Annotated in this window: 14 protein-coding genes; 6 read left to right on the top strand and 8 right to left on the bottom strand. The window is 69.0% G+C overall.

The genetic code is table 11. The features are described 5' to 3' along the window. The first annotated feature begins 149 nt into the window (after positions 1–149). From AB0E94_RS14795 to AB0E94_RS14785, 3 genes are all read left to right on the top strand, one after another. Positions 150–896: a tyrosine-protein phosphatase gene (locus AB0E94_RS14795; protein ID WP_360326346.1), complete on the top strand. Its 747-nt coding sequence runs from the start codon at positions 150–152 to the stop codon at positions 894–896. 62 nt (positions 897–958) lie between these two features. Beyond that, positions 959–1,828, top strand: a complete 870-nt coding sequence (locus AB0E94_RS14790; RefSeq protein WP_360326344.1) for a hypothetical protein — start codon at positions 959–961, stop codon at positions 1,826–1,828. Next, positions 1,825–2,097, top strand: coding sequence for a hypothetical protein (locus tag AB0E94_RS14785; protein WP_360326343.1), 273 nt, complete (start codon positions 1,825–1,827; stop codon positions 2,095–2,097). Before AB0E94_RS14790 ends, AB0E94_RS14785 begins: the two co-directional genes overlap by 4 nt. A gap of 135 nt (positions 2,098–2,232) precedes the next feature. Here the strand turns inward: AB0E94_RS14785 and AB0E94_RS14780 are convergent, their stop codons facing one another. The 5 genes from AB0E94_RS14780 to AB0E94_RS14760 form a co-directional block, all read right to left on the bottom strand. Beyond that, positions 2,233–3,330, bottom strand: a complete 1,098-nt coding sequence (locus AB0E94_RS14780; protein WP_360326341.1) for a branched-chain amino acid aminotransferase — start codon at positions 3,328–3,330, stop codon at positions 2,233–2,235. A gap of 145 nt (positions 3,331–3,475) precedes the next feature. After that, positions 3,476–4,501, bottom strand: a complete 1,026-nt coding sequence (locus AB0E94_RS14775) for a 3-isopropylmalate dehydrogenase (RefSeq protein ID WP_360326368.1) — start codon at positions 4,499–4,501, stop codon at positions 3,476–3,478. A 317-nt stretch (positions 4,502–4,818) separates the two neighbouring features. After that, positions 4,819–5,283 carry a hypothetical protein gene (locus AB0E94_RS14770; protein WP_360326340.1) on the bottom strand — a complete coding sequence of 155 codons (465 nt, stop codon included), beginning with the start codon at positions 5,281–5,283 and terminating at the stop codon, positions 4,819–4,821. A 12-nt stretch (positions 5,284–5,295) separates the two neighbouring features. After that, entirely contained in the window at positions 5,296–9,540 is a 4,245-nt protein-coding gene (locus AB0E94_RS14765; RefSeq protein ID WP_360326339.1) for a polymorphic toxin-type HINT domain-containing protein, read from the bottom strand. A 14-nt stretch (positions 9,541–9,554) separates the two neighbouring features. Then, positions 9,555–10,595: a hypothetical protein gene (locus AB0E94_RS14760; protein WP_360326337.1), complete on the bottom strand. Its 1,041-nt coding sequence runs from the start codon at positions 10,593–10,595 to the stop codon at positions 9,555–9,557. A 296-nt stretch (positions 10,596–10,891) separates the two neighbouring features. Here AB0E94_RS14760 and AB0E94_RS14755 point away from each other — a divergent pair, with 296 nt between their 5' ends. Beyond that, positions 10,892–12,784 carry a hypothetical protein gene (locus AB0E94_RS14755; protein ID WP_360326336.1) on the top strand — a complete coding sequence of 631 codons (1,893 nt, stop codon included), beginning with the start codon at positions 10,892–10,894 and terminating at the stop codon, positions 12,782–12,784. A 64-nt stretch (positions 12,785–12,848) separates the two neighbouring features. Here the strand turns inward: AB0E94_RS14755 and AB0E94_RS14750 are convergent, their stop codons facing one another. The 3 genes from AB0E94_RS14750 to AB0E94_RS14740 all read right to left on the bottom strand — a co-directional run bounded on the left by AB0E94_RS14750 (position 12,849) and on the right by AB0E94_RS14740 (position 18,262). Beyond that, positions 12,849–13,130, bottom strand: a complete 282-nt coding sequence (locus AB0E94_RS14750; protein ID WP_360326334.1) for a hypothetical protein — start codon at positions 13,128–13,130, stop codon at positions 12,849–12,851. A gap of 96 nt (positions 13,131–13,226) precedes the next feature. Further along, on the bottom strand, positions 13,227–16,967 hold the full coding sequence (locus AB0E94_RS14745) for a polymorphic toxin-type HINT domain-containing protein (protein ID WP_360326332.1): 3,741 nt from the start codon (positions 16,965–16,967) through the stop codon (positions 13,227–13,229). Between the two features lie 404 nt (positions 16,968–17,371). Next, a complete protein-coding gene (locus AB0E94_RS14740; protein WP_360326331.1) occupies positions 17,372–18,262 on the bottom strand; it encodes a hypothetical protein in 891 nt (296 codons plus the stop codon). A 697-nt stretch (positions 18,263–18,959) separates the two neighbouring features. Between AB0E94_RS14740 and AB0E94_RS14735 the strand changes: the two genes are divergently transcribed. Further along, the gene (locus AB0E94_RS14735; protein ID WP_360326329.1) at positions 18,960–20,804 is read left to right on the top strand and encodes a hypothetical protein; all 1,845 of its coding nucleotides are present in this window, start codon (positions 18,960–18,962) and stop codon (positions 20,802–20,804) included. A gap of 43 nt (positions 20,805–20,847) precedes the next feature. Then, positions 20,848–22,704 (top strand): hypothetical protein, encoded by a 1,857-nt coding sequence (locus AB0E94_RS14730; protein WP_360326328.1) that lies wholly within the window; start codon positions 20,848–20,850, stop codon positions 22,702–22,704.

The raw sequence follows: 22,704 nt of genomic DNA, 5'->3' as shown, positions 1-22,704 counted from the left end.
GCTAGGTGCGAATAATCAGCACGGAGCGGGTCACGTTCCGAAGCATGCCACGGGCTGCCACGACATGGACTCGAAATCCACTGGCTGAGACGGCGGGAGTGACGAATTCGACCGGTCGAGCGGCTGCACGCGCCGGTTAGGTTGGGAACGTGGTCGCCGAATCGTATTCACGCAGTCTCCCGTTCACGAAGGCCTACAACTTCCGGGACGTCGGCGGTTACGCCGGCCTCGACGGGCGACGGGTCCGCTGGCGGCGGTTGTTCCGGGCCGACTCGCTGCACCGGATGCACGATGCCGACGGCGAGGCGTTCGCCGCCCTCGGCATCCGCACGGTCATCGACCTGCGCCGCGAGTTCGAGGTGCAGAAGTTCGGGCGGGTGCCCGAGGAGCACGGCGTCGACTACCGCAACCTGGTGATCCGGCACGTCGACTGGGAGGAGATCGCGCACACCGACGACATCCTCCACGAGCGCTGGCTGGCCGACCGGTATCTCAACTTCGCCGAGGACGGCCGTGAGGGCATCGCCGGCTCGCTGCGCGTCATCGCGAACGCCGAGGCCGCCCCGGTCGTGGTGCACTGCATGGCCGGCAAGGACCGGACCGGCACGGTCTGCGCGCTGACGCTGTCCCTGCTCGGGGTGTCCGACGAGGACATCGCCGCCGACTACGCGCTGACCACCGAGGCGATGCGGCCGCTCACCGAGTACCTGATGCGGGCCAACCCGGAGGCGGTCCAGGGCAACGAGCACATGTTCGACTCCCCCGCCGAGGCGATGCTGCTCTTCCTGGACGACCTCCGCGCCCTGCACGGCTCGGTCGAGGCTTACACCAAGGAGATCGGCCTGACCGACGACGACCTGCATTCGTTGCGGTCGCATCTGCTCACCGACATCTAGGGGTACGACAAGCCTGCCTAGCGACTACCCTTCAAGGGTCAACTAGGTGTAGGTTAAGTGTCATGCCCTCGCAGGTACACGAGGTCTTGATCGAGATGTTCCGCGGCCGCCCTTCCCTGGCCGCGGAGCTCTTGAACGGCCCGTTACACGACACCCTCCCCGCCTACGACGAGGCCCACCTGGCCTCAGCCGACCTGACAGACGTAGCCCCCACCGAGTACCGAGCCGACGCCGTCGTCACCCTGACGCGTGGGAAGGAGAAGGTCCTCTCGATCGTGGTCGAGGTGCAGCGCCAGGTCGACCCACGAAAGCTGCGAAGTTGGCCCGCCTACGTCGCGACCCTGTACGCCCGGTTGGGCTGCCCGGTCACACTTCTGGTCGTGTGCCCACTGCAGTCGGTCGCCGATTGGGCGGCCAAGCCGATTCTCTTCAGCCTGCCGCCATCGGCGATCCATCCGGTGGCGTTCGGCCCGGCACAGACACCCGTCATCACCGACCTCGAAACCGCCCAGCGCCTACCCGAGCTGACGTTGCTGTCCGCCATGGCCCACGCCGGCAGGCACGACCCGATTCCGCTGTTCAAGGCAATGCAGTCGGCACTCGCCGTCATCGAATCCGACCGCGCGGTTCTCTACTATGAATTCGCGCTCACCATGCTGCCGGCCGCAGCCCGCACGCTGCTGGAGGAACTCATGACCGCCACGGACTACCCGTACAAGAGCGAATTCGGCCGACCCTACTTCGCGGCCGGCAAGGCCGAGGGCGAGGCTCATTCGCTCCTGACGGTTCTTAGCGCACGCGGCATCGAAGTCTCCGACGAGGCGCGGGCAAAGATCACCGCCTGCACCGACCTCCAACAGCTCGAACAGTGGATCCAGCGTGCCGTCGTCGCCGAACGCATCAAAGACCTCGGCGGGTCACTCGCCGAGTGAACGACGAGAAGGATCCAGCAGGCGTCCTCGGATACCCGTTCAAAAGCAAATTCGGCCGGCCCTTCTTCGAGGCAGGCAAGGCCGAAGGTAGGGCGGCAGGTAAGGCGCGTGCGCTCTTCTTAGTTCTTAGCGCACGCGGCATCGAAGTCTCCGACGAGGTGCGCGCGACGATCGCCGCCTGCACCGACCTCGAGCAGCTCGAACTGTGGCTTCGACGCGCTGTCGTAGCTGAACGCGTGGAAGATCTCGGCGGGTCACTCGCCGGATGACGGGCGGCCGCTGAGTGGTGACGGACGCATACGCCCCGGCGGGCGCGCTGGGGACTGGACGGACCGCGGTGGTTGCGGTGTAGTTCGGGACGGGTGGGTGCGTTTGTGGCGCTCCCACCCGTACCGCCAAAGGGTTTAAAGGACTCGGTGGACCCAGCCGAAGGGGTCTTCGGCTCGGCCTCGCTGGATGTCGACGAGTTCCTTGCGGATGGCCATGGTGACCTCGCCGGAGCCGCCGTCGGCGACGGTGAAATCGCCGTCTTCGCTCTTGATCGTGCCGATCGGGGTGATCACGGCGGCGGTGCCGCAAGCGAAGGCCTCGCGGACCCGGCCGGAGGCGGCGCCTTCACGCCACTCCGCCAGGCTGATCGGGCGTTCCTCGACCTTGCGGCCGGCGCGCTCGGCCAGCTTGATCACCGAGTCGCGGGTGATGCCGGGCAGGATCGTGCCGGTCAGCGGCGGGGTGATCAGGCTGCCGTCGTCGAGGACGAGGAAGACGTTCATGCCGCCGAGCTCGTCGATGTACTTGCGTTCCACCGCGTCCAGGTAGACGACCTGGTCGCAGCCGTGCTCGGACGCCTCAGCCTGGGCTGACAGGCCGGCCGCGTAGTTGCCGCCGCACTTGGCCGCGCCGGTGCCGCCGGGCGCTGCACGGGTGAAGTCGGGCGTCACCCAGATACTGACCGGCTTGACGCCGCCGGAGAAGTACGGGCCGACCGGCGAGGCGATGACCAGGTACAGGTACTCGTTGGCGGGGCGGACGCCGAGGAACACCTCGCTCGCGTAGGCGAACGGGCGCAGGTAGAGGCTGCCCTCCGGGTCCTCGGGGATCCAGCTCCGGTCGATCTTGATGATCTCGTGGAGGGACTGGAGGAACGTCTCCACCGGCAGGGCCGGCATCGCCATCCGGGCTGCGGACTGGTTGAACCGGTTCGCGTTCGCATCGGGGCGGAACATCGCGACACCGCCGTCGGGTGTCGTGTACGCCTTCAGACCCTCGAAGATCTCCTGCGCGTAATGCAGGACGGCACTCGCCGGGTCCATCGGGATCGGCCCGCGAGCCTCGACACGCGGCTCATACCAGCCTTTGCCGTCGGCGTAGCGCACCGTGACCATGTGGTCGGTGAAGATGCGGCCGAAACCGGGGTTGGCCAGCAGGGCGGCGCGGTCCGCGTCGCTGACGGGTGCCGGGTTCGGACGGATCTCGAAATCGAGGTGGTCACCACCGCTCATGACAGGTGGACCTGCTTTCTACAACGAAGAATGGAAGCATGCGTGGGGGCACCCGTAGTGCCCCATGAATTTACCCCGAACGGTCGTTAAAAAATAATGACCATGGGTGAGCAGCCCCGTAGGGCTGAGTGACGAGACCGGCCGGTCAGACGGCTGCGGCGACCCGGTCGCCGACTTCGGCGGTACGCAGCGGCGCGCCCGGCGTGCGGGACGCGACCTCGGCCGCGACCGCCTCGGTTACTCGCCGGGCCTCGTCGAGCTTGCCCAGGTGCTCCAGCAGCAGGGCCGCGGACAGGATCGCGGCCGCCGGGTCGGCGATGCCCTTGCCGGCGATGTCCGGCGCGGAGCCGTGCACGGGCTCGAACGTCGACGGGTAGATGCGCTCCGGGTTGACCGAACCGCTGGCCGCCATGCCGATGCCGCCGGTCACGGCCGCGGCGATGTCGGTGAGGATGTCACCGAAGAGGTTGTCGGTCACCACGACGTCATACCGCTGCGGGTTCGTCACCAGGAACATGCTGGCCGCGTCGACGTGCTGGTACTCGGTGGTGACGTCGGGGTGCTCGGCCGCGACGGCGGCGAACGCCCGCGACCACAGGTTGCCGGCGTGGGTCAGCACGTTGGTCTTGTGCACCAGGGTGACATGGCGACGGTCGCGGCGCTGGGCGCGGGCGAACGCGTCACGGATGACCCGCTCGACGCCGTGCCGCGTGTTGAGGCTCTCCTCGGTCGCGATCTCGGCGGGCGTGTTCTTGTGCAGCACACCGCCGGCGCCGACGTAGAGGCCCTCGGTGCCCTCGCGGACCACGACCAGGTCGATCTCGCCGGGCTTCACACCGGCCAGCGGGCTGGACGTGCCGGGCCACAGCTTCGACGGGCGCAGGTTCACATACTGGTCGAAGTCGAAACGGAGCTTCAGCAGCAGGCCGCGCTCCAGAACACCCGGCGGGACGCTCGGGTCGCCGATGGCGCCCAGCAGGATCGCGTCGTGGCCGGCCAGCTCGTCCTCGACCGACTGCGGCAGGACCTCACCGGTGCGGTTGTAGAGGCGGGCGCCCAGGTCATACTCGTTGTAGACGACTCCGGGGAGGACAGCGTCGATGACCTTGCGAGCCTGAGCGGTCACCTCGGTACCGATGCCGTCGCCGCCGACAACCGCGATCCGCGCCACGCTCACGTCAACTCCCCCAACGATTCTGGTAAACCCTGGCCAGGCTACCCGCCCGTCCCGATCATCGGTACGAGAGTCCCAATAGGTGAACGACCGACGGATGCGAACAGCCCCCGGACCGCGGCAAACGGTCACGGGGGCTGTAGCGACGAGAAGTCCCGCCTTAATATCCACCGCTCGTCCCGGAAACGGGCGCCATCACCCGAAGACAGGCCCGTACGAGACGTGCGGCTTGGGGGACAACGCTAGCGAGACGGACTTATAACGCGCAAGCCGCCCCGCCCCGCGTGTCGCCCGGCGTTTCAGCCGACAGTGGTTCACCTGTCGATCGCGTAGTCCGACCAGAGCGCACGGTGTTCGAGGTCAGGCGTCGTGCCCTCGGGAAACCAGCGAACCCCGGTAGCCGGGTCGAACGCCGCCAGAAGGAGGTCCAGATTCGTCAGGAGCAGGGCGGGCCAGGGCATTCGGGCGGCCACCTTCTCGAAGAGGAGTCGCACCTCGTCCCGCTGCACCGGGTCGTCGTGCCGGGTGTACCACATCTCCCAGACCAGATCGTATCCATCGAGGACGGACACATCATCGGGATCGCCGGACGGATCGGCGTACTGGTTGATCCGGAGTGGGCCACCGACCCGGCCGGGCCGCCCGGCGGAAGCCGGGCGGCTCAGCACGGCATCGGAGCCGTCGACCTTCAAATCCAGACCGAGTGAGTGCGCCAGCCGATGAGCCGCCTCGTCCGGCGCGAGATCGCATCGGAGGAAGATCTGCTCGGTGTCACTCACATGGCCTCCCCGTCAGCTGAGTTCGATGATGGTGTCGTCGGCCAGGATCACACGAATTTTGGACGGGATTGCCTGCCCATGGGCCCGGGCCTGTCCGGCCGCACGCTTGAAGCCCTCACGAGCCGTCTCAGCGGTCAGGCCGACATTCCGGCCGTCGATGACCATCTCGCCCTTTGCCCCCTCGACCTGCTTGCCGGCACTCAAGATATTGCGCTTGACCGCCGACGTCGAACCCGAGTTGAGCGTCTTGAACTCAATGATCACACCGGGGTCGTTCGGGCCTCGACGCACCATGACGTCGGGATTCTTGTGCCCCTGGACATCGTCGACCCGCTTACGCGGGAAGACCGCCTCGCCCTCCCGCTCGAGCCGCTCGGCGATGGCACGTTCCTTGTCCTCGAGCCGGTTGTGCGGGTCCACGACCCCTGGCTTAAAGTCGTCGCCGAGTTCGCCGTAGTGCTCGGCGCTGTCGAAGTCGGGGTCCCCGGGCTTCGGACACGGCGTCGCGTTGTGCACGAGAACCGCTGCGGCTTCCGCCACGACGTAGTACGTGTGGACGTCGGCGACCGTCAGGTTGTACACGGTGGATGTCTCGGCCCGATGGCTGACCGCCGAGATCTGGACCAGCGTTCCGGAGCTGGTGCGCAGCCACTGCCCGGCAGTGAGGGACTCGGCGTCGACCCACTCGAAGAGCGCCGGCACCCAGAACGGGTGATTGTGGGTGGCGGTGATCGTCGCCCCGCCGATCGTGAGGTCGACGAGCTTCTTGTCGCCGCTGCCGACGATCCGCGCGATGACCGGCTCAGCCGCGGTGACGCCGGTGAACGGGTCAGTGGCCAGAACCCTGTCCCCGAGGGCCAACCGGTCGATGGCTCTGGTGGTTCCGTCGGCCATCAGGACCGGCGTTCCCGCCGCAAAGCTGTTGCCCGGGCACTTGCTCTTGCGCAGCAGCTTGTCCTTGGCCTTCTTCAGGATTTCGTCGGCCTTCTTACCGGCCTTCCGAACCCCGTCGGTGAACTTCTCGAACTTCTTGTAGAAGTCCCAGAGATTGCCCAGCTTCTTGAGCTTGCCCCAGGGCAGGACGTCGATGACCGCCCAGAAGCAGGCGCCGAAGCTGGGCTTGGTCGCGCACTCCTTGAGATCACCGAGGATGAGATCCCCCAGGAACTCGAGACCGTGCTCCTTGATGAAGTCGACGATGCCCTGATCAGCGGCCTTCTTGGCGGCCTCGTACTCGGCCCGCTCCTCGGGCGTCATCTCGTCGAGGAGTTCCTGCTCCTGCTCCGGAGTCAGGTCGGCGCCCTCCTCCAGAGCCTTGTCGAGGCGTTCCCGCTCAGCTGCCTCGGCTCGCTCGGCCGCCTGCTCGGCCGCCACGGCATGCTCAAGAGCGCGGCTTGCGGCCTCGGCTGCGCTGTCCGCGTACCGCTGCGCGCTCTCTGCTGACGCCTTGGCGTCGCGGGCGGAGGCTTCCGCCCGGTCAGCCGCCGAATTCGCCGCCGCGGCGTCGGCCTCGGCAGCGCTGGCGGCACTGTCGGCGGCGTTGGCGTCCGCCTGGGCCTGCTGCGCGCTGCGGCTGGCGATCGCGGCGTCGTTGGCGGCCTCATTCGCGGCCTGCCGTGCCGCCAGCGCGTCCGCTCGAGCCTGTGCATCCGCACGCCCGGCGCTGGCCGCCGCCGCGCGGGCGGCGGCTCCGTCGACGGCGGCCTGAGCGGCATACTTCTTAGCCTCCGCCGCAGACCGGGCCGCCTCGGCCGACGAGTGTGCTGCCTGCGCGGCAGCCACGTAGGCCGGCTTTACCTGGGCGTTCGCTCGGTCGGCTGCCTGCTGCGCCTTGGTCGCGGCGATCACCGCCTCATCAGCCCGGGCCTGTGCCGCGGCAGCCTGCTCGGCACCGATGATGCGAGCCTCCTCCGCCACCGACTCGACGAAGTCCGCGTCGATGTCGGCGCCGGTGAACGGGCTCACCATGGACAGGGCTGTGTCGTACGGGTCGGCGATGCCCGCCGACGACGCCGCGGCGGCACTTGCGGCTCGGATGGCGATGTCCGCCTGCGCCGCGGCGGCAACGGCCTCAGTCGTCGCGGCCTCGGCCTCCGCCTTGGTCCGGTCGGCCGCCCACAGCGCGCGGACCGCCTGGTCAGCGGCTTGGCTCGCCAGGCTGACGGCCGTGTTGGCGGCCTGTGCCGCCTTGGCCTGCTGGGCCGTCGCGACTGCGGCCTTCGCGTCGGCCCGCACCCGGGCTGCATGCGTCGCTTTCGCCGATGCCTCGGCTCGGTCTGCTGCCGCGTCCGCTGCCGCGGCCGCTTCCCGTGCCCGTTCCGCGGCCGCCCACGCCCGGTTGGCGGCCTGTTGTGCCTGCGTCGCGGCGGACCTTGCGTTGGCGGCAGCGCCGCTCGCGGTGTTCGCGTATCCGCGGGCCGACTTCGCCGCGGTGTCCGCGGTCCGGAACTCACCGTCGGCCTGATTCGCCGCCGCCTGAGCGGCGTCCCTCTCCGCCGCACTGTCCGTCTTGGCGACCATCGCTCGCATGGCCTGCGCCCGGGCCTCGGCCGTCTGCCGATTCCGCTCGGCGGCATACGCTGCGTCGCGGGCCTCCCGTGCGGTGTTCTCCTTGGCCCAGGCGTTGTCGCTGGCCGTGGCCGCGGTGCGATCAGCATCCTCGGCTCGCTTGGCGGCGCCGTCGGCGATGGCGGCCTGTGCCTCCGCGTTGGCGCGAGCGGCTCGGGCCGCGGCAGCCTCCCGCTCGGCCTGGGCACGGTACCGGGCGGCCAGCGCCGCCTCTTGCTGGGCGATCTGGCGCTGGCGCTTGGCCTCGGCCGCCTGCGCCTCGGCCTCCTGGCGGTGCTGGCGGGTCTTCTCCGCCTCGGCCCACGCCTTCGCCTCAGCCGCCTGCGCCTGCTCCCGCGCCTTCTTCGCCCGTGCCGCCGCAGTCTTCGCTGCACTCGCCTGCTTCGCGGCCGCAGCCGCCAGCTTCGCCGCCGACTTCGCGTGCTCCTCGGCATGCTCGCGCCACTTGACCGCCTGCTGCGCGTGTGCCTCAGCCTGCGCCTGCGCACCCTGCGCATTGTTCGTCGCGATCGTCGCATCGCTCGCGAACACCGCCGTCTGCGCCGCACCGAACGCAGCCGTCGCAGCCTCGCTCATACCCTGCGCGATCTGCGCCCACTCCGCGCCATAGTCCAGACCGGTCGCAACGATCTCGTCAGCAGCCGTCGACGCCGTCTGCGCCGCGATCCCCGCCTCACGAGCAGCCACCTGCGCGTGCCCCAGCTGCCGTTTGACCTCGGTGTTCGCCGACGCCAACTCCGGCGCCTTCGCTGTCGCCGTACCGCTGCCGGCCAGGACGCGTGCGGAATGCCGGGCACCATTCGCGGCAGCGGCCATCGCGTTCGACGCCTGCTGCAACGCACGAACACCCTCACCATGCGCGATCAGCAGCCGACGACGCGCCTCCGACGCCCGCGCCGACTTCTGCGCCAGCTCCGTCAACTCCTCGACCGCCTTGTTCCGCGCCTCGAGGTCCTTCAGATACTGCTCACGCTCCGCCGCATCCGCCCGCGCCGCAGTCAGATACCCGCCGTTGAGGAACGCATTGACCGCGTTGTCGTCACCGGCGAACGCCGCCTCCGCCGCACGCCTGACGTTCGACTCCGCCGGAGCCATCGCGGCGATCAGCCGCACCCGCTCCCGCAACATCGCCGCCCGCTCAGCAGCATCGTCGCTGGTCTTCTTATCACGATCACGCGCGATGTCGGCGCCGTAGGCCAGGAACGCAGCCCGGTCACTGTCGGTGCCGGCGAGGACTCGTTCGACCTCGGCGTTGAAGTACGGGCCACCCGTACCCTTCAAAGCCTTGATCGTCGCGAGATTGTTCGCGGCCTCCTGCTTCTTACGGGCCGCGACCTGCTTGTCCAACGCCGGCTTGTCCACCGTCGCGAACTTCTGAATCGTCGCCGGATCACCCGTGGCCAAAGCGGCCAGCGCGGCGTCACGAACCTCCTGCTCAGCCGTGAACTCCGCGACATCAGCGACAGCCTTACGCCACCGCTCCGCCATCGTGTCCACACCGGTCGTGCCGTTCCACGACTCGGTGACCAGTTCGGGGATTTCCAGTTCGAGGCCCGGCTCCTCGGACGCCGTCGCGGTCGGGGCCGGCGTCGGGTCGACCGCGAGGGCCGGTGGGGCGTGGAGTCCCGCGCCGACGACAGCGGCCGCCAGCGACGAGATCAGGAATACGCGTAGCCGCGTCAGTTTCACTGCGAAAGTCCTGTTCAGACGAGAGAGGTCGGGGTGAGCAACGCGGCTTCGGCTTCCAGGGCCCGCTGGTAGAGCACGGCCCACGACGCGGCCTGTTCGGCGGCGGTCTGCTGGGCGGTGAGCCACTGGTCGCGGGTGCTCTGCGCGGTGCCGGCGATGTTCTGCCAGTTCGGGCTGGTGGTGCCGGCCGCCCGGAGGGCGATCTGCAGCCAGGTCTCGGCCTGCTGGAGCGCCACCTGTTCGGCCTCGGCCCAGGCGACGCGCGGCTTCGACGTGTGGGCGGCGACATCGGCCCAGTCCCGGGCGGCCGCGGCACGCAGCTGCTCCTTCGCCTCGCCGGCCGCGCCGAGGGCCTTCTGTTCGGCGGTCTGGGCGGCGGCCACCAGCTCCCGCGACTTCAGCAGAAACGCCTTGTCGGCTTCGGCGCACTGCCGGCGGTAGGTCTGGGTGTCCAGGCCGGCCGCGCTCGCCCAGCCGTAGTTGAGGAACTCGGCGACGTCGGCGTCGGTTCCGGATGCGAGCGCCCGGAGGGCCCAGGCCTGCACCTGCGCGCCGGGGTCGTTGTCGCGCAGAAGGGCGACGAAGTCGCGGTCGTCCTGTTTCACCAGGTCCGCGCGTAGCTTGTCGTCGGCGATCCCTTGGCGATCAAAGGCCAGGGCAACGGCATATCCGGTACGGGCGAACTCGTCCAGTTCCACCTCGGAGCCGGCGAGGGCGCGCCGCCCGGCGGCATTGACCCGTGGATAGGTGCGGGCCGGGTGGGTGGCGACCATCCGCTGCGCGTACGTGATCTGGCGGTCCAGTGACGTCTGGGCACGGTCCATCGCCGCGGTGTAGCCGGTGTCCAGGAACTCGGTGACGGCCGCGACCTTCTCCTCGGCGGTCTCCCCGGTCAGCAGGGCCGACCGTGCCGCGCTACGCACCGCCGCGCGCTCCTCGTAGGCCGACAGCCAGCGCACGAAGAAACGTTCCGCCTCCTGCTGTTCGGCTGAAAGTGTGGTGACGGCCACCGGATCCACGGCCCATGCCGCACCGCTCCAGGAAACGGCACTCAATAACGTGACCGTACTCACCATGAATAGACTTCTGCGTTTCATCGTTTCCCCCGTTGGAACGCACGACAATACGCCGGCCACCCACGGCGGTCCGGCGCAATAGACGGTGATGGAAACACAAAATGGGCCGTCGCGCTGCCCCGGAACTCTCAGGAAACTCCATGCCGAGCGGTTGATCAGCGCAGACGAAAGAATGAGTCATCCGTCATCGTCATGTGCCCTTGTCAATGGGTTGAAGTCCGGGCTAGCTTGCCCGGGCGCCCACTCGGGCGCATTCACACGGGGGAATCAACTTCATGCCACACATCACCGACGGGATCACCGCCCGACGGCTCATCGCCGCGGGTGTCGCAGCCGTGGCGTTCACCGCGGTCTCGCCGGCCGCCGCGTACGCCGTACCCGCTCAGCCTCTGTCGCAGGCGGCGTTCGCCGCCGCCGACCTGTACGAGGAGAAGCTCGCCGTCGCCGTCAAATTCGGTCTCGGTGACGACTTCACGCTGCCGGAACGGGCCGACCGCGATTTCGTCTTCGCGATCTGGTCACACGTCAAGGACAAGCCGGAGCACACCGAGGTCCGGATCGCCGCGGAGATCGCGCTGAGCGCCGCGCCCGAGGACGCCGCCCAGGCCAGCGTCGACTTCATCCTCACCGAGGTGTACGCGGCCTTCGACCGGGACATCGCGCGGGAACGGCAGATCGCCGAGGCGAAGCGGCTGAGCGACCTGGCCCGGAGCACCGCCGCCGCGGCCATCGACGTGGTGGCCGACGCGGCCCTGCTCAGCGGCACCGACGCCCAGTTCCTGCTGAAGATCCAGGACCTGGTCGACGAGGCGCGCTGGCCGCTGGTCAAGGCCGGCGCCGACGCCGCCCGCCAGGGCTCGGCCGAGGAGCAGACCGCGTTCATCGCCTCCGGCCTGGCCGCGGCGGCCAAGCAGGACACCGAGGACTGGATCACCAAGGACAAGGAGAAGACCGAGGCGGAGAAGGCCGCCGCGCTGGCCCGGGCCGCGAAGCAGTACGCCGCCAACCGGATCGGCCTGCCGGTCACCGAACAGCTTCTCAGCCTGCCCGACCGGGACTTCGTGGTGACCGTCTGGAACCACGCCGACGAGGGCACCGAGGTGCAGATCACGGCGATCGCGGCGGCTCGCAGCCTGGTTCCGGCGGACTGGAAGGCGTTCATCGACACCGGCATCCACCAGGCCAAGGACCGGGACATCCAGATCGCTCTGGAGAAGAAGGAAGCCGACGACCGCAAGGCGGTCCAGGGCATCGTCGACCGGTCATTCAAGGCGGGGTACGTCACTCTGGCCGCCGCCGGACAGAAGGCGCTGGCCGGCGGTTACCCCGAGGTCGTCCGGTTCCTGCAGACCGGGCAGTACGCGGTGCGTTCGGACGTGGTCTCGGTGTCGGTCTCCGGCAACCGGATCGGCATTCTCACCGCCGACGGCACCGCCTACGTCAAGGAGGGTGGCCTCGGCGCGACCTGGGTCATGGAGCACCCGGGCGTCAAGCAGCTGGTACTGGCCGGTGACCGGATCGGTGTCCTCACCAACGACGGCACCGCCTTCGTGAAGGAGGGCGGCCTGAGCGCCGGCTGGGTCAAGGAGCAGACCGGCATCAAGCAGATCGCCCTCGACGGTGACCGGATCGGCGTGCTCACCACCGGCGGCATCGCGTACGTGAAGGAGGGCACGCTGAGCGCCGCCTGGGTCAACGAGTACTCCGGCGTCCAGCAGATCGCCCTCTCCGGCAACCGGATCGGCGTGCTCACCACGGCCGGCGCCGCGCTGGTCAAGCAGGGCACGCTGAGCGCCGCCTGGAGCACCCAGCACACCGGCATGAAGCAGCTCGTGCTCTCCGGCACCCGGATCGGCGTGCTGAGCACCGGCGGCATCGCGTACGTCAAGGAGGGCGCGCTCAACGCCGCCTGGGTCAACGAGCACGGCGGCATCAAGGAGCTGACCCTGTCCGGCAACCGGATCGGCGTGCTCACCACCGGCGGCATCGCGTACGTCAAGGAGGGCACGCTGAGCGCCGCCTGGGTCAACGAGTACTCCGGCGTCCAGCAGCACGCCCTCAGCGGCAACCGGATCGCGATCGTGACCGGCGACCGGGTCGCCCTGGTGAAGGAGGGTGGCCTCGGCGCGTCCTGGACGACCTTCCGGACCGCCCCCGACCCCGCCTGATCCCGACCGCACCAACAAGGAAGTGGCCCCCGGCTCCGAGAGCCGGGGGCCACTTCCTTACGCGCTATTCGAGAATGTCACTCCGATACCACTGCTGTCGCTTGAGCCATTCCAGATAGGCTTCGAAAATTCTGGCCAACCCGTTGTGGCTCTCCTTCACCGCGAGGAAATCGTCCAGCAGTGCGAACAGTGTCTCCATCGGCGCATCGAAATCAGAGGACTCCGCCACGGCTCGCTCGGCCAGCGCGGGCCAGGCGAGATTGTTGCCATCGTCCAGGCGGACTATGAGCCATTCCCGGAAACCCGAGAGCAGACCGCCGGACATCGCAGCGTCGAAGCCGAGCACGAACTGGACGGCACCCCCATAGGTGCCGTCCAGGCCGTGAAGACGCGGCCGGCTCCGGACCGACGCAAAGTAGGCCCGGTGGTTCACCCGTGAGCCTCAGAACGGGAAGTCCTCGGGGAAGAGGTCCTTGAACAGCGCCTTGTATTCGCTGATCGGGAGACCCTTCCGGTCCGTGAATCCGTCATAGACCCTGCCTTCCCGTACCACCACCTCGTGGTGTCCCCATCCGGACCACTGGTCACGGTACCGGCCCAGGTTGGAGCAACCGGGTGGCGGATTGATCCGGTAGATCTCGCCACCGATCCGTCGCTTGATCTCCAACGCGACAGCTTCACATCCCGTCGAGTCGCAGACCTCGGACGCCGCTCGCGGCTTCCAGTCCGGTCCCAGGTCCCCACAGTTGTGGACAAGGACCGGAACCTCACCGGCAAGCACGTAGTAGGTGTGGATGTCGGCGACGGTGAGGTTGTGTACAACCGCTCGGGCGGCACGGTGTTCGATCGCGGTGACCTGCACCCGGGTACCGGAACTGGTCCGCAGCCACTGCCCCGGCGACAGGTACTCGGCGTCGACCCACCGGTCCTGTTCCGGCACCCAGAACGGGTGATTGTGGGTGGCCGTGATCGACGCGGCGCCGTCACCGAGGTCGCCGTCGGTGTCGACCAGGATGTCGACGAGCTTCTTGTCGCCGCTGCCGATGATCGTGTCGGTCACCGGCTTTGCAGCGGTCAGGCCGTTGACCGGGTCGGTGGCCAAAACCCGATCCCCGACGGCCAATCGTTCGATGGGCCGCGTGGTGCCGTCGGCGAGCAGGACGCGCGTACCGGGGACGAAGCTGTTGTCGTCCGGGCAGCCGCCCTTCTTGAAGAACTTCTTGACGAGGTCGTTGACCTTCTTGCGGGCGCCCTTGATCCCGTCGGCGAACTTCTCGTACTTCTTGTAGAGATCCCAGACGTTCTTGAGTTTTTTGAGCTTGCCGATCGGGATCAGGTCGAAGACCGCCCAGAAGCATGCGCCGAAGCTGGGCTTGGTCGCGCAGTCCTTGAGATCGCCGATGATGAGATCGCCCAGGAACTCCAGGCCGTTCTCCTGGATGAAGTCGAGGATGCCCTGGTCTGCGGCCTTCTTGGCGGCCTCGTACTCGGCACGCTCCTGCTCGCTGAGTGACTCCAGGAACGCCTTCTCCTGCTCCGGGGTCAGCTCGGCGCCCTTCTCCAGCGCCTTCTCGAGTTCCTCCCGCTCGGTCGCCTCGGTCCGCTCGTAAGCTTTCTGCGCGTCAATGGCGTGCTGCAAAGCCAGGGACGCGGCCTCGACGGCGCGGTCCGCGTGCTTCTGTGCGGACTCCGCGAACTTCTTGGCGTCAGCGGCGGACGCTTCGGCGCGGTCGGCCGCACCGCGAGCCGCGGCCGCGTCGTTCTCGGCTGCGGTGGCGGCGCTGTCTGCGGCGTTCGCGTCGTTCTGCGCCTGCTGGGCGCTACGTCCGGCGATCGCCGCGTCCTGTGCGGCTTCGTTCGCGGCCTGACGTGCTGCCAAGGCATCGGCGCGTGCCTGCGCGTCGGCACGGCCGGCACTCGCGGCCGCAGCACGGGCGGCAGCGCCATCGGCGGCGGCCTGCGCGGCGGCCTTCTTCGCCTCGGCGGCCGATCGGGCGGCTTCGCCTGCTGACCTCGCGGCCTGCGCGGCCGCGTCATAGGCCGGCTTGACCTGGGCGTTGGCCAGGTCGGCGGCCTCCTGCGCACGCGTCGCCGCGGCAACCGCCTCCAGGGCACGAGCCTGTGCGGCCGCAGCCTGCTCCGCGCCGATGACACCAGCCTGCTCGGCCACCGATCGGACGAAGTCCGCGTCGATGTCCGCGCCGGTGAACGGCGCCACCATCGCAATGGCCGTGTTCTGCGGATCGGCGATCCCCGCCGCCGATTGCCTGGCTGCGGTAGCCGCGTTCACCGCGATCTCGGCCTGCGCCGACGCGGCGACGGCCTCGGTGGTGGCGGCGTCGGCCTCGCTCCTGGTTCGATCGGCCGCCCACAAGGCGCGTACCGCCTCCTCGGCGGCCTGCCGCGCGAGGTTGACCGCTGCGGCGGCCGCCTCTGCGGCCTTGACCTGCTGTGCCGTCGCGACCGCGGCCTTGGCGTCGGCACGCACCCGTGCGGCGTGCGTGGCCCTCGCCGAAGCCTCAGCCCGATCTGCCGCCGCGTCCGCTGCGGCAGCAGCGGCTCTCGCCTGCTCAGCCGCGGCCCAAGCCCGGCGGGCGGCCTGTTGCGCCTGCGTGGCCGCACCCCGCGCGTTGGCTGCGGCGCCGGTGGCGGTGTTCGCGTATCCCCGCGCCGACTTCGCGGCGGCGTCCGCGGTCTGGAACTCACGATCGGCCTCGCCAGCCGCCGCCAGCGCTTCGTTGCGGGCTTCCGCGCTGTCCGCCTTGGCCACCCACCCCCGGTTGTACTGGGCTTTCGCCTCGGCTGTCTGCCGGTTGCGCTCGGCGGCATACGCGGCATCGCGGGCCTGCCTGGCCACGCCCTCCTTCTCCCAGGCTTTGGTCTCGGCGGCGCCGGCTTTCTGGTCGGCGTCGCCGGCTCGTTTGGCGGCGCCGTCGGCGATGGCGGCCTGTGCCTCCGCATTGGCGCGAGCGGCTCGGGCCGCGGCAGCCTCCCGCTCGGCCTGGGCACGGTACTGGGCGGCCAGCGCCGCCTGTTCCTGAGCGATCTGCCGCTGACGTTTCGCTTCGGCCGCCTGTGCTTCGGCTTCCTGGCGGTGCCGGCGGGTCTTCTCCGCTTCCGCCCACGCCTTCGCCTCGGCAGCCTCGGCCTGCTCCCGTGCCTTCTTGGTACGAGCAGCGGCGGTCTTGGCTGCCTGCGCCTGCTTCGCGGCGGCCGCAGCGAGCTTGGCCGCCGACTTCGCGTGCTCCTCCGCGTGCTGACGCCACTTGATCGCCTGCGCGGCGTGCGCCTCCGCCTGCGCCTGCGCACCCTGCGCATTGTTTGTCGCAACGGTGGCGTCCGACGCATACACCGCCGTCTGCGTCGCACCGACCGCAGCCGTCGCAGCCTCGCTCATGCCCTGCGCGATCTGCGCCCACTCCGCGCCATAGTCCAGACCGGTCGCGATGATCTCGTCGGCAGCCGTCGACGCCGTCTGTGCCGCGATCCCGGCCTCTCGCGCAGCGACCTGCGCGTAGCCGAGCTGCCGCTTCGCCTCCGTGTTCGCCGCCGTCAGCTCGGTCGCCTTCGACGCCGCCGAACCCGAACCGGCCAGGACGCGTGCGGAATGCCGGGCACCATTCGCGGCTGCGGCCATCGCATTCGACGCCTGCTGCAACGCACGAACACCCTCACCATGCGCGATCAGCAGCCGACGACGCGCCTCCGACGCCCGCGCCGACTTCTGCGCCAGCTCCGTCAACTCCTCGACCGCCTTGTTCCGCGCCTCGAGGTCCTTCAGATACTGCTCACGCTCCGCCGCATCCGCCCGCGCCGCAGTCAGATACCCGCCGTTGAGGAACGCGTTGATCGCCGCGTCGTCACCAGCGAACGCCGCCTCCGCAGCACGCCTGACGTTCGACTCCGCCGGAGCCATCGCGGCGATCAGCCGCACCCGCTCCCGCAACGTCGCCGCCCGCTCGACAGCGTCATCACTCGTCTTCTTGTCACGATCACGAGCGATCGCCGCCCCATACGCGAGGAACGCCGCCCGGTCACTATCCGTACCGGCCAAGACCCGTTCGACCTCGGCGTTGAAGTACGGGCCACCCGTACCCCTCAAGGATTTGATCGTCGCCAGATTGTTCGCGGCCTCCTGCTTCTTACGCGCCGCGACCAGCTTGTCCAACGCCGGCTTGTCCACCGTCGCGAACTTCTGAATCGTCACCGGATCACCCGTCGCGAGCGCGGCCAGCGCCGCGTCACGAACCTCCTGCTCAGCGGTGAACTCGGCGACGTCGGCGACGGCTTTGCGCCAGCGTTCGTCCATCGTGTTGACGCCGGTCGTGCCGTTCCATGACTCGGTGACCAGCTCCGGGATCTTGATGTCCGGGTTGGACTCGTCGGTTGCGGTGGGTGTCGGGGCCGGGGTCGGGTCGGCCGCGAGGGCCGGTGGGGCGTGCAGTCCCGCGCCGACGACCGTGGCCGCCAGCAGCGTGATCAGGGCAGCATTCAGCCGCGTGGTGAGTCTCACGTCACTTCCGTTCCGCGCAAGGCGAGAGCGCTCCGCGGCGGCGAGGGCCACGCAGCGCTGAAGTCAGGGGTCGGTCAGGCGGGCGTCTTGGAGTACTCGGCCTCGGCGGCCAGCGCGTCGTTGTACTTGCCGGTCCAGTAGGCGGCCTGTTCACGGGCCGTCCGGGCGTAGGCGGTCCACTGCCCGCTGATGTCGGCCTTCAGGATCGGTTTCCAGTTGGCGCTTTCCGCGGCGGCCGCGGCGACGGCGATCTGGCGCCACTGCTCGGCCCGGGCGAGGGCTTCCCGCTCGGCGTTCTGCCACGCGGTCCGGGCCGGGCCGGCGTTCTGGGCGACGCCACCCCAGGCACGGGCGGCAGCGGCCTCGGCCTCGATCTTGGCCTGCCCGGCGGAGTCACGCGCCTTCTTCTCGGCGTCCTGCGCGGCGATGGTCAGGTTCGCGACCGCGCTGCGCCAGGGCAGTTCGAGGGCCGCGATCGCCGAGCGGTGGGCCCGCACGTCGAGACCGGCCGAGTACGCCCACCCGTGGCTGAAGAACTCGACCAGGTCCCCGTCGTCGGCGCCGTCACGCAGCGCCCATCGAGCGGCGAGTCGCACCTGCGCGCCGGGGTCGGTGTCGCGCAGGTGGGCCACGTACGCCCGGTCACCGGCGACCAGCGCGGCAGCCTGCGCGCCGGTCTGGTCACGGACCCGCTTGTCGCGTTCCCTGGCCGCCCGGTAGCCGTCGCTGACGAACGCCCCCTGCTCCTCCGCGGTGGCGTACAGCATGTCGGAAGCGGCCGCGCAGACCTCCGGCGAATACGCCGGGACACACGTGTCGACGAGGTACTTCACGAAGTCGTTATTACGCGCCGACACATCCGCCGCCAGTGACTCTGCGTATTCCCATTCCGATTGGAAGAACCGCAGAATGCCCGCCGCGACATCCTCCTCGAGCAGGGCGGTCCATGCCGTGGAACGCACCATCGCGCGTTCGTCGTATTGAGCGAGCCAGAGCACAAAATCGTACTCTGCGTTGTTGACGGCCGATTCAGCTGTCGCGGAGACCGCGGGCGGACCCGCCGCGGCTGGGACTGCGACACCGGTCACAGCACCGAAAGTTAACGTCGCTACGGCCATCGCCGCAGCTAGAGCGCGTGAGCGCATGCAAGCTCCCCCGTGGAACCCGAAAATGATCATTGCCGCAGGTGAGGCGTGGAAACACCCGGCACGGAGCGGCAACGCGAAGGCGCGATCCATCCGGACCGATGGATTCGCGCCGCTGGCATTGAATCACATGAACGGGAATTCGCCCGCCCCGGTTTCTGTAAGGAAACTGAGAGTAACGATCGGCCTTGCGGACGCATCGATCACTTCGATAGCATCCGGCGACCGCGACGCATCCGGCATACGGGGAAGGCCGGCCACACCTCGGTGTGGAGGCGACGCGCATCGAATCACGGGGTTCCACATGCGTATTTCCACAGTTCTTGCTCGCGCCGTGTCCGATTCGGCGGACGAGCCACACCGGGTCTGCTGACTCTCCGGGGAACCGAACTCTCTACCTCACACAGCCATCCGGCACACCTGACGTGTGTCCACGATGGCTGCTGCCTCCGTACCGCCGACGCGTGACTTCGCCGTGCCCGCGGTACGCCCACCCGCAGAACTCAGAAAGGCCCACGTGAACATGATCACGCGTGCGAGGCTGACCGGCCTCGCGGGCGCCGCCACCGCTTTCGTGCTGGCCGCGACCTCCGTACCAGCACCGGCGTATGCCGCCGAGACGACCGCGACGCTGGCCGAGAAGGCCGCGGCACTGCGGGCTCTCGGTCTGGAGCCGACCGCGGTCCGCACCGGCTACAAGGACTGCGACCTCACCATCGAGATCTGGAACGCTCTGGCCGGCCAGCAGTTCCGCGGCGAAGTCCGCACCGCCGCGGTCACCGCCTACACCGACCCCGCGTCGCTCGCCGGCGACGCCAGCAAGTGCACCCTCTTCCTGCGCACCGACGTGTTCGCGGCCAAGCAACGCGACGTCGCCATCCAGATCGCCGCCGAAGAGCAGGACCGTGTCGAGCGGGAACTGAAGCAGAAGGCCGCCCTCACCATCGGCCTACCGATCAGCACCGACGACCTCGGCCTGACCCTGAAGAACTTCGTCGACCTGATCCGCAAGAGCGACAAGGCCGGCACCCGGGTCAAGGCCGCCGCTCTGACCGCCGGCGACGGCACCCACACCGACCAGCTGGCCTTTCTCGGCGACGGCATCGTGACCGCCCACGAAGCCGACCGGAAGAAAGAGATCGAGGAGATTGCGCACGGCGACGAGATGCTGCGGCGCAGGCTGATCGAGGAGGCCGCCCGCAAACGCGCGATGGCCGTGCTCCTGGTCGCCGCCACCGACGGCATGCTCGCCGCCAGCGACCGCGACTTCATCACCTACATCTGGGAGAACGCCGCCCAAGGCACCGAAGTCCGCGGCGCCGCCGAACGCGCTGTCCTCAGCCGCGAACCCGCCGACTGGAACAACTACATCCACACCGGCATCCACGAAGCCCGCGAAGCCGACCGGCAGTTCGCCCTGCGCAAGAAGTACGAAGCCGACGTGGCCAAGGCCGAGCAAGTCCTGGCCCAGGCCGACAAGGAGGGCTTCCACGTCCTCGCGATCGCCGCGCGGAAGGCTCTCGCCGGCTCCGCCACCGAACTCGGCGACTTCGTCAGCTCCGGCCAGTACGACCTCGATCTGATCACCGGGTTCGAGAACGGTGAGGTCCCGCTCAACTGGTCGCACAGCCCGGCCTGGACCGGCTCCGTCCGGAACGTCAACGCCTGTTCGCTCGCCGACACGGCGACGTACAAGGACGCCGTCGCGAAGGCCGTCGCCAACGTCACCGCCAAGACGAAGGCCGTCAAGGACGCCGAAGCCGCCCTCGCCGCCGCGACCACGGCCGCGGCGAAGGCGTCCGCACAGGCCAAGCTGATCACCGCGAAGCTCAACCTGCAGATCGCACAGGACCACAAGGTCGAGATGGACAAGCTGGCGGCCACCTGTGCGGCCAAGGCCCCGGAGAACTCCGTCGTCGCGGAACGCGCGCACTCCGGCGGCAAGGCCATCCGGGTGTACGGCGTCGACCAGAACACCACCCAGTCGTACGCCTACTTCCAGGCCCTGAACCTGAGCCGGATCACCGTCAAGCCCACCACGAAGCTGACCTACTGGGTCTACCCGGAGGCGAACACCACGGTGGGCCACGTGGTCGCCGCCAACAGCACCTGCCTCGCTGTCGATCTCACCTTCAGCAACGGCGCCAACCTGCGTGACTCCGGCGCCGTCGACCAGAAGGGAAACCGGGCGCACCCCGCCTACCAGTGTGGACAGCTCACCCCGGAGTCCTGGAACAAGGTCGAGGTCAGCCTCGCCGGGTTCAACGGCCGGGCGATCACCGGTTTGCAGATCGCCTACGACCAGCCGGGCAACACCGGCGCGTTCCGCGGCTACATCGACGACATCAGCATCGCCGACTGACCAGACAACCCCAGTGCGCATCCGAACTCTCAGAAAGGCCGACGTGAAGATCATCACGCGTGCGAGGCTGACCGGTCTCGCCGGCGCCGCCACCGCTGTCGTACTGGCCGCGACCTCCTTCCCCGCTCCCGCATACGCCGCCGAGACACCCGCGACCCTGGCCGAGAAGGCCGCGGCACTGCGGGCCCTCGGCCTGGAACCGACCGCGGTCCGCACCGGCTACAAGGACTGCGACCTCACCATCGAGATCTGGAACGCCCTCGCCGGCCAGCAGTTCCGCGGCGAGGTCCGCACCGCCGCGGTCACCGCCTACACCGACCCGGCGTCGCTCGCCGGCGACGCCAGCAAGTGCACCCTCTTCCTCCGCACCGACGTGTTCGCAGCCAAGCAGCGCGACGTCGCCATCCAGATCGCCGCCGAAGAACAGGACCGCATCGAACGCGAGCTCAAGCAGAAGGCCGCCCTCACCATCGGCCTGCCGATCAGCACCGACGACCTCGGCCTGACCCTGAAGAACTTCGTCGACCTGATCCGCAAGAGCGACAAGGCCGGCACCCGGGTCAAAGCAGGCGCCCAGACCGCCTACGACGCCTCCGCAACAGAGCAGATGACCTTCCTCGGCGACGGCATCGTCACCGCCCACGAAGCCGACCGGGAAGAGCAGATCCGCATCGAAGCCGGCGAGAACGAAGCGCTACGGCTAAGGCTGATCGAAGAGGCCGCCCGTAAGCGCGCGCTCGCCGTCCTGCTGGTCGCCGCCACCGACGGCATGCTCGCCGCCAGCGACCGCGACTTCATCACCTACATCTGGGAGAACGCCGCCCAGGGCACCGAAGTCCGCGGCGCCGCCGAACGCGCCGTCCTCAGCCGCGAACCCGCCGACTGGAACAACTACATCCACACCGGCATCCACGAAGCCCGCGAAACCGACCGCCAAATCGCCCTCCGCAAGAAATACGAAGCCGACGTGGCCAAAGCCGACGCCGTCCTCGCCGAAGCCACCGCCGCAGGTCAGCACATCCTCGCCGTAGCCGCACGCAAGGCCCTGGCCGGCAACGCCACCGAACTGGACCAGTTCCTCCGCGTCGGGCAGTTCGACCTCGACCTGGTCACCGGGTTCGAGACCGGGGAGGTCCCGCTCAACTGGAACCACACCCCGGCGTGGAGCGACGCGATCCAGGGCGTCAACGCCTGCCCGATCGCCGAGACGCAGTCGCACGCCACGAAGGTCACCGCTGCGACCGCGGCCGTCGCCAGCGCCACCGCCGCCGTACGCTCCGCCGAAGCCGCGCTCGCCGCCATCCCGGCCTCGAACGCCGCCGCACGGGCCGCTGCCGCGGCGAAGGTGGCCGCGGCCAAGGCCAAGCTCGCCACCGCCAACGCGAACAAGGCGAACGCGGTCGCCGCGCAGACCGCGTGTGCCGCCAAGAAGCCGGAGAACTCGGTCGTCAACAACGAACGCGCGCACGCCGGCAGCAGCGCGATCCGCTACTACGGCGTCGACCAGAACACCAGCCGGTCGCACGCCTACTTCAACGCGATCAACCTGACCCGCATCACCGTCAAGCCCACCACCAAGCTGACCTACTGGGTCTACCCGGAGTCGAACAGCTGGATCAACCACGTCGTCGCGGCCAACAGCACCTGTGTCGCGGTCGACCTGCTGTTCAGCAACGGCTCGACACTGCGTGACTCCGGCGCCGTCGACCAGAACGGCAACCGGGCGCACGCCGCCTTCCAGTGCGGCAAGCTCACGCCGGAGACCTGGAACAAGGTCGAGGTGAACCTGGGCTCGCACTTCAACGGGCAGGCCATCACCACGCTGCGGATCGCCTACGACCAGCCGGGCAACACCGGCGCGTACCGCGGTTACTTCGACGACATCAGCATCGCGGACTGA

This window comes from Actinoplanes sp. NPDC026670 (genome assembly GCF_040638175.1).
Taxonomy (GTDB): domain Bacteria; phylum Actinomycetota; class Actinomycetes; order Mycobacteriales; family Micromonosporaceae; genus Actinoplanes.
Note: the sequence above shows the minus strand (reverse complement) of the source record. Positions and strands in the feature narration are given on the sequence as shown.

Excerpts from the sequence above, each read along its gene's own strand:
- AB0E94_RS14755 (WP_360326336.1), top strand. The coding sequence starts at position 10,892 with ATGCCACACATCACCGACGGGATCACCGCCCGACGGCTCATCGCCGCG.
- AB0E94_RS14780 (WP_360326341.1), bottom strand. The coding sequence starts at position 3,330 with ATGAGCGGTGGTGACCACCTCGATTTCGAGATCCGTCCGAACCCGGCA.
- AB0E94_RS14790 (WP_360326344.1), top strand. The coding sequence starts at position 959 with ATGCCCTCGCAGGTACACGAGGTCTTGATCGAGATGTTCCGCGGCCGC.
- AB0E94_RS14740 (WP_360326331.1), bottom strand. The coding sequence starts at position 18,262 with ATGGTGCGTTCCACGGCATGGACCGCCCTGCTCGAGGAGGATGTCGCG.